10 protein-coding genes (1 of these 10 running past the window's edge) are annotated in these 15,116 nt (G+C 67.2%); 5 read left to right on the forward strand and 5 right to left on the reverse strand.

The window, feature by feature from the left end; all coding sequences use genetic code 11:
* The 4 genes from AB0M45_RS04635 to AB0M45_RS04650 all read right to left on the reverse strand — a co-directional run.
* A protein-coding gene (locus AB0M45_RS04635) for an alpha/beta fold hydrolase (protein ID WP_364322819.1) crosses the window boundary here: on the reverse strand, positions 1 to 4,531 show its 5' portion. 25,253 nt of this gene lie to the left of the window's left edge; the window shows 4,531 of its 29,784 coding nt (coding positions 1-4,531); it begins with the start codon at positions 4,529 to 4,531; the stop codon falls past the left edge of the window.
* Entirely contained in the window at positions 4,531 to 6,210 is a 1,680-nt protein-coding gene (locus tag AB0M45_RS04640; RefSeq protein ID WP_364322821.1) for a hypothetical protein, read from the reverse strand. The genes AB0M45_RS04635 and AB0M45_RS04640 overlap by 1 nt, the downstream gene beginning before the upstream one ends.
* 237 nt (positions 6,211 to 6,447) lie before the next feature.
* Positions 6,448 to 7,056 (reverse strand): hypothetical protein, encoded by a 609-nt coding sequence (locus AB0M45_RS04645; RefSeq protein ID WP_364322823.1) that lies wholly within the window; start codon positions 7,054 to 7,056, stop codon positions 6,448 to 6,450.
* A gap of 257 nt (positions 7,057 to 7,313) precedes the next feature.
* A complete protein-coding gene (locus tag AB0M45_RS04650) occupies positions 7,314 to 7,646 on the reverse strand; it encodes a hypothetical protein (RefSeq protein WP_364322825.1) in 333 nt (110 codons plus the stop codon).
* 660 nt (positions 7,647 to 8,306) lie between these two features.
* Here AB0M45_RS04650 and AB0M45_RS04655 point away from each other — a divergent pair.
* The 4 genes from AB0M45_RS04655 (at position 8,307) to AB0M45_RS04670 (ending at position 12,593) form a co-directional block, all read left to right on the forward strand.
* On the forward strand, positions 8,307 to 9,359 hold the full coding sequence (locus AB0M45_RS04655) for a helix-turn-helix transcriptional regulator (RefSeq protein ID WP_364322827.1): 1,053 nt from the start codon (positions 8,307 to 8,309) through the stop codon (positions 9,357 to 9,359).
* A complete protein-coding gene (locus AB0M45_RS04660) occupies positions 9,356 to 10,795 on the forward strand; it encodes a pyridoxal phosphate-dependent aminotransferase (protein ID WP_364322828.1) in 1,440 nt (479 codons plus the stop codon). The genes AB0M45_RS04655 and AB0M45_RS04660 overlap by 4 nt, the downstream gene beginning before the upstream one ends.
* Entirely contained in the window at positions 10,792 to 11,757 is a 966-nt protein-coding gene (locus AB0M45_RS04665) for a hypothetical protein (RefSeq protein WP_364322830.1), read from the forward strand. Before AB0M45_RS04660 ends, AB0M45_RS04665 begins: the two co-directional genes overlap by 4 nt.
* 68 nt (positions 11,758 to 11,825) lie before the next feature.
* A complete protein-coding gene (locus AB0M45_RS04670) occupies positions 11,826 to 12,593 on the forward strand; it encodes an SDR family oxidoreductase (protein WP_364322832.1) in 768 nt (255 codons plus the stop codon).
* Here the strand turns inward: AB0M45_RS04670 and AB0M45_RS04675 are convergent, their stop codons facing one another.
* A complete protein-coding gene (locus tag AB0M45_RS04675) occupies positions 12,594 to 13,232 on the reverse strand; it encodes a methyltransferase domain-containing protein (protein ID WP_364322834.1) in 639 nt (212 codons plus the stop codon).
* 106 nt (positions 13,233 to 13,338) lie between these two features.
* Here AB0M45_RS04675 and AB0M45_RS04680 point away from each other — a divergent pair, with 106 nt between their 5' ends.
* Positions 13,339 to 14,754 (forward strand): hypothetical protein, encoded by a 1,416-nt coding sequence (locus tag AB0M45_RS04680; protein WP_364322836.1) that lies wholly within the window; start codon positions 13,339 to 13,341, stop codon positions 14,752 to 14,754.
* Positions 14,755 to 15,116: the final 362 nt, after the last annotated feature.

Below are 15,116 nucleotides of genomic sequence, written 5' to 3' on the forward strand. Positions count from 1 at the left end.
TCGGTGGGCTCGTTTGTGGTGCAGGGTCGGCCTCGGCGCGGGGCGCGGGTGGCGCGGCATCCAGAATCGACCGAGGCGGGTCCGCTGGTGCGGCGGTGTTGTTCGTGTCGGAAACGGGATGGGCCGACGCCGATCGTGTGGCCTCGAGGCCTGGTTTCGGGGAGACCGCGGGCGTGCCGGGTTGTTTCACGTCGATGGTGGGGCGCGACGAGGATGCCGGGGGTGCGACCTCTTGTTTCGGCGGATTCGCCGATGCAGGGGGATTGTTCGCATCCGTTTGTTCCCGGGGCTGCGTAAGTTCGGTTTCGAGCCGGGCGAATTCGGCATCGAAATCAAGGTCGGCGACGGGGTGTTCGTCGCTGGCCTCCACCAACCGCACCCCATCCAGGCTGATCTCGATCATGTACGGACCGCTGCCGTCGTTCGCGAAGAGGATTTCGGTGCTGGACGCACCGGCCTCCGGTTGTGCGATCGGCGCGTCGGTGAGCACGTCGGTGCCTGTCTGGCCCGGCAGCACTTGCACGGCACCGGGTTCGGCCTGATTTGTCGGGGACATCGGTCTGCCCCAAGCACCTTCGGGCGGTGCGGCGGTCGCGACTGTGCTCTTCGCCAGCTCGGACATGCCCCATGCAGGCCACCCGGTGGCGCGTCCAGGCGAGGACGGTGGTGAGTGTGGCGAACCAGGTTGCGGGCCAGGGGTTCGCGTATACGGAGTGGTTCCCCCTCCCTGATCCGGAGACTGTCCGGGCTCGTCGCCGGGGCCGTTCTCGAACGCGGTGACGTCCGCGCGCAACTCTGGTGACTCGTCGACGATGTCGCCGAAGAGCGCGTCGATCCTCGCCTCGGCCGCCGCCATCATCTCCGTGGTGACATCCGGCTTCCCTGTATGACCATCCCTCAATGCGGGCTCGGGTGTCCGCCGCGGTGGGTCCACCTGGCTGGTAGCGGACGTGCGTTCAAGAATCGGTGCGGTCGGCGCCCACGGGGTCAGCCCATCGGCCGCGCTACCGGAAACACCTCCCACCCCGCTTGCCGCCACCGTGCCGAGCGCGCGTCCGCCCACCTGGGTCACGACGGGTGCGATGACAGACTGATATCTGGCGTCGGTCGGGCCGGGAGTCGGCCGACGAACCACCTTGTGGTCTCTGCTCGCTTCCGTCCGCTCGCGTGGTGCGCTGTCATCGGAGTTCCGCGTGTTTGCCCGCCCGGGCGCGGAAGACGTCTTCGCAAGGGTGTTCGAGACATCTTGGGGCTGCTGCTGCGGCGGTTGCTGTTTGCGCCGTTTGCGGCGGCCGGACTCGTCGCCCATCGAAGCCTGCCCCTGGGGGGCAATAGGTTTCGGTTTCGCTGGCTCCGCTGGTGGCTTGCGCTTGCGTTTGGGTTCGCCGTCGCCCATGGACGCTTGGGCTTGGGGGATGAGGCGGTTTCGCTGGACCGGCCGCTTGGGTGGGGCGAGTTGGCGGGGTGGTGGTCCGGCCACGATGGGCACGCCGGTTTGGTCGGGGTTGTATTCCAGGCTGTCGGGGTGCTGTTGGGGGGCGGTGGGTTTGTGGGGTGCGCCGGGGGTTTCGGGGTTGGGTTCGGTGGCGTACTTGCCGGGCAGAACGGGGGTGGGGTCTGGTCGTTCGGGGTTGGTGTCGAGGTGGGTTGCGGGTGCGGTGTCGTGTCGGCCTGGCAGTGGTTCGGGGACTTCTGGGGGGCGTGGCTGCGCGGAGCCGGGTAGGTTCGCGCGATCGTGGTCGGGGTCCTGGGAGGTGGGGGTGAAGGCGGGGGGATCGGCAGGTAAGTGGGTTGGGGTCGCCGAGGGCACGCGGGGTATGACGGGTATGGCGTTGGCGGGTGGTTCGTCCTCCAGTGGGTAGGAGACGCCGGGGATGGTGACGTAGTCGCCGGGTGGGCGCTTCCAATGTTCGGCTCGGTCGGCGGGGTTCTGCCAGACGTTGTGTTCCCGGGGGTCGGGCACGATGGTTCGCGGTGGGTCTGGGACGATCGTGCCTGGTGGGGTGGGGAACTCTTCGGGTTCGGCGGAGGGTTCCTCGTTGTCGGAGCCCAGGCCTATCGCGGCGACGGGTTGTGCCTGTGGCGTTGTGGTGGTCGGCGGGGTTTGTGTGGGGTCCGTAGTCAGGGGTCCGGTGGCCGGGGGCGGTGTCGGCGGGTGCGTATGGGCGGGAGGGGGATTTGTGCCCTGGGGGAGGACCGGTTGGGGGTTGTCAGGTTGCCAATACGTGGCGTGGGTGGCGTCCGGTGTCGGATGTGGTGCTGACATTGCGGGGTCTGCTGCTGCTGCCGCCGCTGCCGCTGGGAACGCTTGTGCGGCAGAGGGTATGGAGCCCGGCGTAGCGGTGCCGAGAGATTGATCCCGTGGCCCGGTATGTACAGCAGGGCCGTTCGTTTCGGTCCCGGCGTGCGGCGCAGGCGGCGGTGTACCCGGGGGCGACGGTGGAATGGATTGGGCCGGATTGTTCGCGTTCGGGTCGGGATGGGGGGACACCGGCGGCGTGGCGTCTGGACTCGGCGGGTCCGTGTGCGCCGCGGGAGTGTTGGTGGGCTCGGGACGTGTCGTCGTATTTCCGGTGTCGGCTACCGGTCGTGGTGGGTTTGCTTGCTGGACAGGGTTGTTCGACTCTGCGGTGGGCCGAGGTGCCGCTGGCGGTGTGCTGGCCGGACTTTGTGTCGGTGGGGCCGAGGGTGCGTTCGTGTCGGTGGGGGGCGATACCGGCGGCGTGGTGTCCGTTGCTTGTGGTGCGGCGTGGTTGCCGGCACCGGCTTGTTCCGGGTTTTGGGCGAATTGCGCTTCGAAATGGGCGAAGTCGGATTCGGCAGCGGCCGGTTCATTGCTGGTCGGTGGCGCGCCGGTATCGTCGATGGGCCGTGGTGTCATCGGTTGTTGTGGTGCGTCGGTACCTATCTGCACCAACTGCATGTCCCCATCAGGGCCGATCTGCAGCACGTATTCGCCGCTGCCGTCGTGGATTCCAGCGGTGTGCCCGGGGGTATCGGATGGTGTGCCGGAGTCCACGACCGTGTCGGTGCCCAGTTGTGGTCGCATCTGGGCTCCGCCGACGTCGATCTGCGGCTGGCCGAAGCTGGCGTCGGGGCGGTCCATGGTCCCGAGCGCCCCTGGCTCCTGCACGAGCATATGCTGCGTCTGACTGATAGCAGGCGACGGGTCGCTGCCCCCAGGACTTGCCCCAGGGGACGACGGCAGGTGCGGCGAACCAGGCGAACCCGGGTGCGGGCCTGTGGTCCGAGGGGTTGCTCCTGCTCCTCCTCCTAGATCCTGTCCAGGCGCGTTGCCAGGGTCGTTCCTCGCTATGAGGGCATCGAGATCCGGTCCGGCGTTGCGGAAGACATCCTCGATCTGCAGCATCAGGTCGATCTCTGCCATCTTCTGGGGCGTGAGGCGATCCGGCTTGCCCACTTGCCCGTCCCCGGACAAGCGCTCGTGAGTCCTCGCCCGCGGCGGGTCCGCCTGACTCGTACTGGAAACGAGCTCAGGACTCGCTGTCTGCGTCCGAGGTGGCTGACCACCCCCTGGCTCGGTAATTGCCGGCTGTGGCGAGGCACTGTCGGGAGGTTGGCCGGCATCCGGCGACGAGACTCGTCCGGGGACCTGTCCGGTGTAGGCGGCGGCCCGTGCGGCACGCACCGCGGCACCCATCGAGCCGACGAGGCCGGAAGTGAACCCGAGCCACGTCATGGTGGCCAGGTCCTTTGCTCGCATTTCACCACCGGTCAAAGCCCACACGGTCGCGGCACCCGCCGCACCGCCGGCTACGCCACCTACGCCGCCTGCTGCCACCGTGCCCAGCACGCGCCCGCCCGCCCTCATCAACGCGGGTCCTACGACGCGAGCGACCTGAACGCCCACGAACCCGCCGACGGCACCGGCCGCTGCCCCCAAGCGCACCTGTTCCCAATCCACCGATTCTCGGTGGCCCTGCGCCATCTGAACGCGCATGGCGCCATAGGGGACTCCGCCGCCGATTGCCATCCCGAAGAACACACCCTTGGTGGCCAGCATCGCCCGTGGGTGCTCGAGACTGAATCGCGCCATCCGCGCCAGCATCGCCAGCAGGAAGTCGCGCTGCGCGAGTTCCATCGTCGCCTTCCCCTCGGCTCGATGGACAATCGCGGTCGCGATACTCCCGGGAGGTGGCAGCAGCATGTCGGCGATCACCTGCGTGAGGATCACGCCCGCAATGCCGATGATCACGTACTGCTGGTACTCGACGGCATTTGCGTTGTCGTACAACTGCCGGGCCCTGCCGTTGTTGTACTCGATCTGCGCCTGCGTATCGGCAATCAGCTGCCGAAACTGCTTCTGTATCGCGTCACCGGTTGCGCCCTCGACCGCCTGCGCCAGTCTCGCCCGCACCGCTTCGAGCCGATCAACCTCTGCCACAAGCCGATTCGCCGAATCAGACCAGGCGTCGGCGGCCCGGCGCATCGCTTCCGGGTCCCCGTCCGGGAAGTGCCCGAGCACCAACTCCACCAGCCACTCGGGGAAGTAGTCCGGAATCTGTACCACTAGGCGCTCGACTGTCCGCGTACGTGCTCGATGGCCAGTCGGTGCAGTACCTTCGCCGGTCCGCAAGCACTGTCGCCATGCAACTCGACTTCGGTGAACGCCTCGACCACCGCCGCCCGGGGATCGAAACGGCCACCGGAGAAGCAGGCGCTGCTCAATTGGCCGCGCCACTCCCGGTAGCCGCGGACAACGGCCGTGAGCGTGTCGCCGCGGTCCCATGGCCCACTGATGCGGCGGTACTCCATGATCAAGGAGCGCTGCGCCAGCTGCCGGACGAGGGAACCCGCCGCTGCCTCCAGGATCCGGCCGAGGTCGCGCACGATGCTCGCGTACATCGACCGTCCCTCGGATCCCGCTACGCGATCTCCTGCTCGTGCCGCGGCAGCGAGCTTTTCGCTCAGCACGGCTGCGTTCGCCATCAGGAACCGGTCGAGCAGGATCCATCCACCCGGCACCGGCTCTTGCCCCTCGTCCACGGCCCGATCCCACGCCACGCGGGACACGTTTCCGTCGCGGAGGTCGGTGATCTCGATCCCGGCGAGATCGAGGAACGGGTACTTCCCGAGGATGGCGTCGACGGCCGCCGCGAGCTCGTCCACTGTGCGTTTCTCCACGCCGGAGGTCTCGAACCCGATGATCCGCAGGCCGTGCCGGGCGGCAAGCGCCTGGGCGGCCGCCACGGCGGCCGGATCGGTCCGCACGCGGGAACGCTCCGGTTTGGCCGAGACGCGTTTCGGCTGGCGCGACTCGGCGCCTTTGCCGGGTTTCGCGGACTTCGCCGCATTCGGTTCCTGACCCGTGCGACGAGGCGGAAAAACCTGTCCCAGCGAGGGACTGCCAGGGAGGTTCCGTGACCACGGCGTGCCGGGCGCGCTTCGCAGCCATGGTGTATCGCTCGGGGGTCGCGTCCAGCGGCTATCCGGGGGACGCGACCGGGAGGCCGCAGGGTCGGGCGGACCAGCCTTGGGGGTCGCGGTAGCGGACGGTGGGGTGGCCGCGGGTGGTGTCGGCACCTGCGAAGCAGGCGACGCGGGGGCTAGAGCGCTCGGAGCTGCGGGATCTCGGGAAGGCGGGGCCGCGGCCGTGCTGGGTACCGGATCCTGGTCGGGCAGGTCGGGTGTGGCACTCGGACCGTAGTCGCCGGAATTCGGTTGAAAGGGCGAGACCGGGTTGCCGCCAGGTTGGTATCCCGGAACGTTCGATTGAAACGGAACCTCGGGGCTGTCCGGGTGGACAGGAGCAGAGGCGCCGGGAGCCTGGCTCGGTTGGGTGAGGTTCGGCGTGGCGACGGGTTGAGGTTCCGGACTCCATCCCGGTTGACCGAGCGACGGGGTGATGGGTGCGAAGGTGCTGGGTTCGAAGTCGTCCTGCTGATCGCGGAGGTGGGAGCTGAGTTCTTGGTCTTTGTGGTGGAACGTGTCGTCGACGCCTGCGACGCTGGTGCTCATCCCGCGCAGATTGTGGACCAGGTTCTCGAAACCGGTGATCCCGTCCTTCGCGGCCGGTTCGTAGCTGTCGCCGAATACCCGACCCGGTTCGTCGTTGCCCCAGCACTCGCCTTCGGTGGCGAGGCGGTCCTTCAGGCGTGTGAGTTCCTGCTGTGCCGCATCGGCGATGGCCGCGAGTTCCGGGGTCAGAGACCGCAGCAGGTCGGTATCCACCCGCAACGATTGACCCATAGTCCGGTAAACCCTTCACCCTGCGTCAGCGACACCGAGAGAAAACATTGTGTTCGACTGGCTCGCCGATGGCACGGCACAGGGCCTCCCGCCACTGGGAATAGGGCGAGAATGGGCTGTTTCGCCTCGATCCGCGCGATGCTGACCCGCCGCGCGCCGACCGAGGTCGCTCGGCGCCCGCGGGCCTACCGCGGCGCCGAGCTCCCGGATCGGTCGTGCCGAGTAGCGGAGACTGTGCTACCTCTGCGCCGACACCAACTTCGGTTCGTGCAGATCCAAGTAGGTCACATCACCCATGAGGTTGCGTTCCTCTTCGAACAGAGACCTCAAATCGTCGGGAATCTGCATCTTCTCGTGTTCGCGTGCTTCGGCTTCGGAAGTGAAATACACCGCCTCGACGAACCCGTCGGTGCCGCATGTCCCGAGGGTGCCGCCGATGATTTCCGGGCGTAATTCGTGCACACGGTCGCCGGTCTGCTCCAGTAGTTCGCGCAGTCGGCCCGCGTCGCGGGTGTGGCCCTCCATGACCTGCACGAATCCGGCTCGATCGGAGCCGCCACCCATCCACTGGGTCACGTCGGAGCAGTCCAGGAAGGTGACCGGTCCGTCGAAACATTTCTTGGTCTCGGCCCACCAGGCGCCTTGTTCGGGCCGCTCGCTGTTGCGGCGCGCCGCCTCCTCGGATTCGAATCGAACCAGCGCGACGAACGTTCCGTCGTCGCACAGTCCGCTGGTCATGCCGAGGTAGCCGGTGGCTCCGGGTTGCAGTTCCTCGGTCCACCGATCCATGCGCTGACGCAATCGAGCGGGGTCTGCGGCTTTGCCTTGAATGACTTGGATGAACATCTGATCCTCCTTGTGCGGAGTGATCTCCGCGGTGTCGCGGGGCCGGCGCGTCGTGGTCCACCGAGGGCAGGACGCCGCACGGCCCGCGACCGCGGCCGACGCACAATTAATCGTTCGCCCCCCGCATGCCGTACGCAAGTAGCAGGTCGTGCGTGTGTACAGCCGGCACCGGTCATCGTGATCCCGGGTACGAGACGTTCTCGGTGCGGTGATCGAGGCCGATGCCGCGATCAGGGTGCGCGGCCGGGTTCCGGCCGTCAGGTCGCCGGCAGGGGTGTGTGCGGGTGGCGGGCGCTGTCCTCATCGCGTTGCGCGATGCGGAGGTACAGCCGGAGCAGCACGTCGCGCAGGCTGATGCCGAGCTCGGCAGCGCGGATGGTGGCCACTTCGAGCGCGAGGTCGTTGGTGGCGGTGCCGGGGTCGCTGAGCAGCTCGTCGAGCACCATCCCGCTCACGGCTTGTTCGCGGGTCAGTGCGACGGTGGGCAACCAGCTGAGTTCCCATGCTTCGCGGGGGGACATGGGCAGCAGCCGTGCGTTTTCCGGGGTGATGTCGCTGGTGATGATCGAATCGGTGATATCGAGTGCCATGCTCCGCTCTCATTCACTGAGTTCTGGATGACGCGGAACCGCGATTGGGCTGAGGATGCGGTGACCGTGCTCGGTCACGGCCCGAACGCGGTGGATCCGTCCGTGCCTATTGCTGTGTGTCCGAGGGGTGCAGAAGATCGGCGAGTTGCCGAGAAGGTGAGCTGGCCGGGCGATGCCACAGTTGATGCTTGTGCTGCCTGGACGGCGCTCTGTCGAGGTATCCGTGTCGGGCACCTCCTCGAGTTACCGGGCCACCTCGGCAGGCGATAACCGTTGTGCCGACGTCGATTTGCGGTGGCTTAGAGGACAAGGCTAAGGAACGCCACGTGAGGATGTCAACTAAGCTTTAACGCATTGTGACGATATGTATTAAGCTCGAAAGCTTGAAATAGCAGCCGATGTGATCTTCTTGTGGCAGAAGCGGACTGCTGCATCGGTTATCACGAATGAGCAGAGCGCTTCGAGCGTATTTCTATGCCGATGCGGCAATAGTGCGTCACTCGGCTAAGGGGGAAGTTGCAGCGCGACTGAGCATCTCGTTGGCAACGATACGACGCCGAAGGCGATTCGCCCGATGTCCCTTGACACATCGTGATTAGAATGTCGCATCGTGACACTCTGTGAGCATGGGTATGCAACACTCGGGATGGGAGGCACGGGATGGCTGACTCGGGCTCGGACGAGCAAGTCGGCAACCTGGTCCGCAGGCTCCGACTAGAACGCGGATACACCCAGGCGGCGCTCGCGACGCGAGCGGGTTGCTCGCGCAGTCTCATCCAGCAGATCGAGAACGGCACCCGGATACCGCCGCTCGCGCTGCGCGAACGTTTGAGCCTTGCCCTCGGGGCGGAATTGCCGACGGACGGCAGCGCCGCTCCCGCGACCGATCCCACCAGTAGCGCGTACTACGACCTGCGCATGCGGTTCAATGTTCTGCTCGGCAAGGACCCCGGATTGGTCGAGCGCGCACTGGGTATCGCACAGAGTCTGATCGACGCCTCCGGCGCGCGGGAGGAGATCGAGCCGCTGCGCCTGATCGCCGACCGGCAGCTGGAACGCGCTGAGGAAATCCTTGCGCAGATCCCTTCCCGCAGCGCCACGGTCTGGGAGTGGAACACCGTCAGCGACTGGCTGACGATCCTGGAGCAGGCCACCGCGTCGGTGCGCGCCATCCACACCGCGGATCTGGGCACGATCGGCGGCGACGTCGGCGACGACTACCACGCGGCGATCCTGCGCCTGGCCGACACGACCCATCCGCCGAAGATCGATGTGCGCCGGATGTACGTGCTGGACACCATTTCCGACGTCTGGCCCTACGAAGACAAGCTGTGGAAACAGTCCCGCTCCGGGGTGGAGAGCGTGCTGGTCAAACGTGAGTACGCGCGCAACGCGCAAAGCATGCTCGTGGTCGACGACCGCTATGTGGCGGTGGGTGAATACGACTATTCGCGCCAGGCGCGGGTCGCCACGCGCTTTTCCGTGCTCAAACACGACGTCGCGTTCGCCGTGCGGCGCTTCGAGAAACTCTACGATCTCCGGCGCGCCGGGTCGGCCATCGTGGTCGACCAGATCGTCGCGGAGCCGCCACTGGCGGACTTCGACCGTCTGACCGAGGGCAATTGCCGCAGCCTGTTCCGCGCCGCGCTTCAGGAGAAGTGGAACGTGATGCCCGCACCAGGGGAATCTTCGGTAGAAGGCGAGGTGCCGTGACGCGGAGTCCGGTGCTCACCGATCCGCTCGCCGACCTGGCTACCCTGACCAACCGCTCCGAGTCCAGGAAACGGGAAGTGCGCGGGCAGTTGTCGCCGGACGCGTGGTTCGCCGGGGCCGGTGGCCGCCGGTACTCGGGCGTCATCGACGCCTACCACGGCGAAACCGGCCGTGCGCCGGATGCACAGGCCATTGCCGCGCTGGATCGCGCGTGGCGGGAGCTTCTGCATGTCGCGCCACCCGCGGACTATCTCGACGGACGGTTGTATGACAAGCGGCAGCCACTGAGCCTGCGCGATTCGGCGGCGCGCAGGCTCTTCGCACGCCTGTCGCATCCGGTGGCGGGCGTCCCCGGTGTGCGGGTGCGCGCGGAGGAGGTGATCGTCTGTCCGTACTCGAGCACGATGCTGCTCGAGGAAGCGATCGCCACGCTGGCCGAGCCCGGCGGGGTCATCGTCTGTCCCGAGGGCTTCTACAAGAGCTCCAGCATCCACGTGGAGAAATTCGGGCTGCGGATCGTATCCTGCCCGGTCTCCCCGGACGACGAATTCAAGATCGACCCGCGGCGGCTCGCCCGCTGCCTCGACGAACTGCGCGCGACGGGCGAGCTGTGTGGCGTCCTGCTCACCCTGCCCGGTAATCCCGTGGTCGCCGACTACACGACCGCCGAACTGGCGGAGATCGGGCGGGTTCTGCTCGACTGCGGTGTTCCGGTGATCTGCGATATGGCCTTCGACCGGTTGGTGGCCTCGCACATCCCGATCGCGGCGCTACACGTCGAGACCGACAAGGGCATTCGGCGCCTGTACGACGTCGTCTTGACCATCACGGGAAACTCCAAGGGCTACAACGCCTTCGGTCCGTGCAAGCTGGGTGCGGCGTGCACCGGCGACATCGCGTGGCTGCAGCGGATCAGGGAACGGCTCACCATCTCCTTCCAGCGCGAGACCACCCACTTGGTCCGCGCGATCCTCGAGCACACTTCGGAGGACTACTTCGAACGCAACCACGCGCTCATGCGCACGCAAATGGATGAGGCCGCCAGGCACGTCACCGCGATAAACACTCGGCTCGGCACCGACGTGCTGCGACCACTGGGCAGCCAGGAAGGCATGTTCCTTTCGCTTGTGTTCGATCGGGCGCTGCTCGACGCGGCCGGTATGCAAACCAGTGCGCAGGTGGAGGACATACTGCTCGCGGTCGCGGGCGTCGACAGCGTGGCGCTGGACCGGACCGGCTCACTGCGTCCTGGTGTGCGCCTGAATGTCCTTGCGCCGCGTAAAGCGCCACGGCATGAGTCACCCGCATTGATCGACGAACTTTTCGACCGCATCGAGCAGTTGCTCCGCGACATCGTCGATGGACAAACCTATCCCGATGCGCTCGCCGCTCGTGGCCTTACTGCCCTTGTGGCGGAAGCGAGGACCCCACGGTGATCGTGGGCGTACTTCGTGAGACGGCTCCCCGGGAATCGCGGGTCGCGCTCACTCCGGACGATGTGCGCGGACTTTCGACGGCGGGACTCCAGGTTGTCGTGGAGGAAGGCGCGGGACGCGGCGCCGGTTTCGCCGACTCCGCCTATCGTGCGTCCGGGGCGCTCGTCGTCGCGGATCGCGCGACCGTATTCGAGAGCTCCGGCATCGTGGCATGGGTGAAACCGCCGGCCTTCGAGCTGGCATCGATGCCGTTGCGGGCCGGGATGGCCCTGGTCGGATTCCAGGATCCGCACTACCGTCGCGACGAGATCGACCGGTTGCGTGGGCGCGGCGTCGAATCGGTCGGTTTCGACTTGGTGCCGCGCGACGAGACGACGACCGAGATCGATGCGCTGTCCACCATGAGCCGGATCGCGGGCGCGGTGGGCTACGCCGAAGGCAGAAAGCTGCTTTCCCCGCAAGTGCGGGCACGTCCGATCCGCTCCCTCGTCCTGGGTTGCGGGACGGCCGGGCTCGCCGCGGTCGCCGCCGCGCACACGTTCGCCGACGAGAAGCCGAGCGCGGTCGGCAACCGACTCGAACAGGAGTCCGCCGCTCTCGCCGCGGGGGCCGGGCGCTTCGTGCCGAACCAGGACGACAACGCCGCGCTGCTCGACCTCCTCGCCACGACACCGCCCGACCTCATCGTCTGTACCGCCGTGCACCGCGGATCGCGCGCGCCCCGCCTGCTCGGACAAGCGTCCTTGGACCTGCTCACTCCGGGCACGGTGATCGTGGATCTGGTAGCCAAGGCGGGCGGCAACTGCGTCGCCACGGTGCCGGACACCACCGTCACCCTGCCGAATGGCGTCCTCGTCACGCATCGCTCGAACTACCCCACCGCCCACCCGAGGGCGGCCAGTCATGCTTACAGCGCCGCGATGGCGGCCATGATCCTGCGGATCGCCAAAGGGCAGCGCTGAAGCCGATGCTCGCGCGAAGGCGGCGGAAGTGCCTTGACGATCAATGAGAACGTGTTCTAATTTTTGGCATGCGCAGATTTGACGGTCGCCGCGTGATGGTGACGGGAGCGGGATCCGGCATCGGTCAGGGCATCGCCCTGCGGCTGCTCGACGAGGGTGCCCAGCTGGTAGCCGCCGATATCGACGCGACCGGCCTGACGGCCACCGCGGAGAAGGCAGGTGACGGCGCCACGCGGCTGCGAACGGTCGAGGTGAACATCGCCGATCCCGAGTCCGTGCGCGGCGCCACCGAACAGGCGCTCGACTTCCTCGGCGGCCTGGACGTACTGGTGAACGCCGCGGGCATCCTGCGGCCGGCCCGCACCCATGAGATGCCGCTGGAGGTGTGGAACCAGGTCATCACGGTGAATCTCACCGGCACCTTCCTGATGACCCAGGCCGCGTTGCCCGCGCTGCTGGACACCGGACACGGCGTGGTGGTCAACATGTCCTCGACCGCGGCCTTCAGCGCGGCACCCTATCTGGCGTCCTACGCGGCGTCCAAGGGCGGCGTGAACTCCTTCACCCACGCCATCGCGCTGGAGTACGCCAAGCAGGGGCTGCGGGCGGTGAACATCGTTCCAGCCGGTATCACCAGCGGTATCACGACGAAGTCCATCCTCGATCAGCCCGAGGGGTTCGATCCGCAGCTCTTCTCCCGGATGACCGGATGGCTGAATGGGGGAGCGCTCGGCAGTCCGGAAGATATCGCCGGGGTGGTCGCCATGGTGGCCTCGGACGACGGGCGCTACATGACGGGGACCGAGATCCGGGTCGACGGCGGCGCGCTGATGTAGTTATCCGGGCGTCGCGACCAGAAGGTGGTGCGGAATCGGCCGGGTCGAAAGCCGCTGATGTTCGACAGTGCAGCCCGCCTGCTCCAGCGCGGCGATCACGTCCGGCACCGGGCGCAAGCTGAAGCCATAGGACGTGAACGGCAGCTTCGCCATCGCGTCCGGGTCGCCGATGCCGATCACCAGGCGACCGCCCGGGTGGACCACCCGGGCGAGCTCGGCGCAGGCCGCGGCCAGATCCGGGACGAAGTAGACGGTATTGACCGTGATCGCGGCGTCGAGGCTGTCGTCGGCGAGCGGCAGTGCGGTGAGCGAGCCCTCGGCGAGGCGCAGTCGGCCGGAGCCGATGTCGCGGGCATGGCCGGAGCAGGCGCGCGCCAGCATGTCGGCGGAGATCTCGATACCGTGCACGACACCGCTGGCGCCGACCCGCTCGAGCAGCAGCGAAAGCCCTGCTCCGCCACCGAATCCGACGTCGGCGGCGATCCCGCCGGGCGCGGCGGTGGCGGCCTCGACCGCGCCTGCGATGGCAGTCTTGTTGCCGCGGTTGAGCAGAAAAGCGACGCCCTTGCCGAGCACGCCATGCGGGTTGCCCAGCTGACTCGCGACGGTGGACAGCAGGCGAGCTCGGACACTGTTCATGGCGTCATCGTATCGACCCGGCCGTACCGATCAGAGCAGCCGAAGCCCGAATATTGTTCCCCGGGGCGTCCGTTCGGACGCCGCGTTGCCTAGTGAAGGACGACCCATGCGCCGCTCGCTGGCCATCCTCGCCGCCTGCGCGCTTGCGCTGCTGCCGAGCGAGCCCGCCTCGGCGGCCGGGTACTGGGGACCGCTCGCGCCGCGCCATCCCTTCCTCGGACCGGCCGGTACCGCGACAATGCACGGCGACGCGGGTTCCTCGGATGTCACCCCGCTTGCCGGGCCGGGCGGCAGCGCCGCGGCGGTCGCAGCCTTTCCGCTGGCGGCCGCGTGCCCGACGTTGCTGGAAGGATCGGACCACCTCGTGGTCGCGTTGTGTACCGCGATCGCGGGACAGACACCGACGGTGTATCTGCTCGACCCTTCGGCGCCTGGGCCTTTGCCGACCCCGCTCGCTGCGCTGCCGTTGACAAAAGGAAGTCTGCTCGGTGGGGTTTACGCCTACTTGGACAACGACGACCGGCTGGTCGTCGTCGATGGCGCGAACCGGTTGCTCCGGGTGCGGCACGAGCGCGACGTGTCGGGGACATGGCGGCTGGTCAGTGCGGAATCAGCCGACTTGGGGCCGGTGATCCCCTTCGGGGACAACGTGACCGGCCTCGTCCCGGACTGGTCGGGCAACGTCTGGTTCGCGACCGGGCATGGCGTGGTCGGGTTCATCGCCGATACCGGGCGGGTCGCGGCATCGAGGCTGCCTGTCGGTGAGCAAGTGGCGAATAGCATTTCGGCCGCACCGAGCGGTTCGGTCGCCGTGGCAACGACGCACGCGCTGTACGAACTGCGCGCCGACGAGTTCGGCGTTCCCGAGATCGTATGGGCAGCGGCCTACGACCGCGGATCGGCGCGTAAGCCGGGGCAGCTCAGCTGGGGCACCGGATCGACACCCACCTACTTCGGGCCGGACACCGGCGCCGACTATCTGACCATCGTCGACAACGCCGACGGACAGGTACATGCGCTCGTGTACCGCTCGGATACCGGCCAATTGGTATGCGCGGTACCGATACTCGCCGACGGCGGTGCTGGTAGCGAGAATTCGCCGGTCGGGATCGGTCGCTCCGTGTTCGTCGCGAGTACCTACGGCTACCCGTATCCGGCGCTGCCCGAGGGCGCGGGCCCGGCGGTGCCGCCGAGCGCGCCGTTCACCGGCGGTATGACGCGGATCGACGTGGCCGACAACGGATGCCACACGGTGTGGGAGAATAGGGTCCGCAGTGCGGCGGTACCGCGTCTGTCCACCGCCGACGGCGCGCTGTACACCATCGCTCGCGTCGGCCTCGACCTCTCCACCCCCCTCGACGGGTATGCGTTCACCGTCGTCGATCCGGATACCGGTGCGGTCACCGCCTCGCACTCGCTTCCCGGCACCACCGTCCACGATCCGCTCCAGACCGCTCCGCTGATCACCCACGATGGACGGCTCCTCCAAGGGACGGTGACCGGAATCCTCCGCATCGACTGAGCCAGGCCATGGACCACAGTGTGATCTGGATCTCTCGAACTCCGCTGTCACGGTGTCCATTTCGGGGGATGCGGCCACTCGGAGGGGTGGTGAGGCGAAGATCACATAGCTCTTTATGGTTGCGCCCGCGGTGCTGGATGGCGGCGATCGGGACGGCGGAGAGGTCCGATGCCCGAAACCGGTTAATACCGAGCCTGTCGGGGAACTGACCGGTCTTCACTGGTCTGGGCTGTGTACTCGTCGGTTTATTCACAGATAAACCAACTTTTGGTCGCTTTCTATTCGTCAGCGGCCAGCAATCGTCATTTCCGGCGAATGAACGTGCAGGTGAGAGCGCATGTCAGTTAACCATGGAGCGGTCT

Source organism: Nocardia sp. NPDC051787, assembly GCF_040681325.1.
Lineage (GTDB): Bacteria > Actinomycetota > Actinomycetes > Mycobacteriales > Mycobacteriaceae > Nocardia.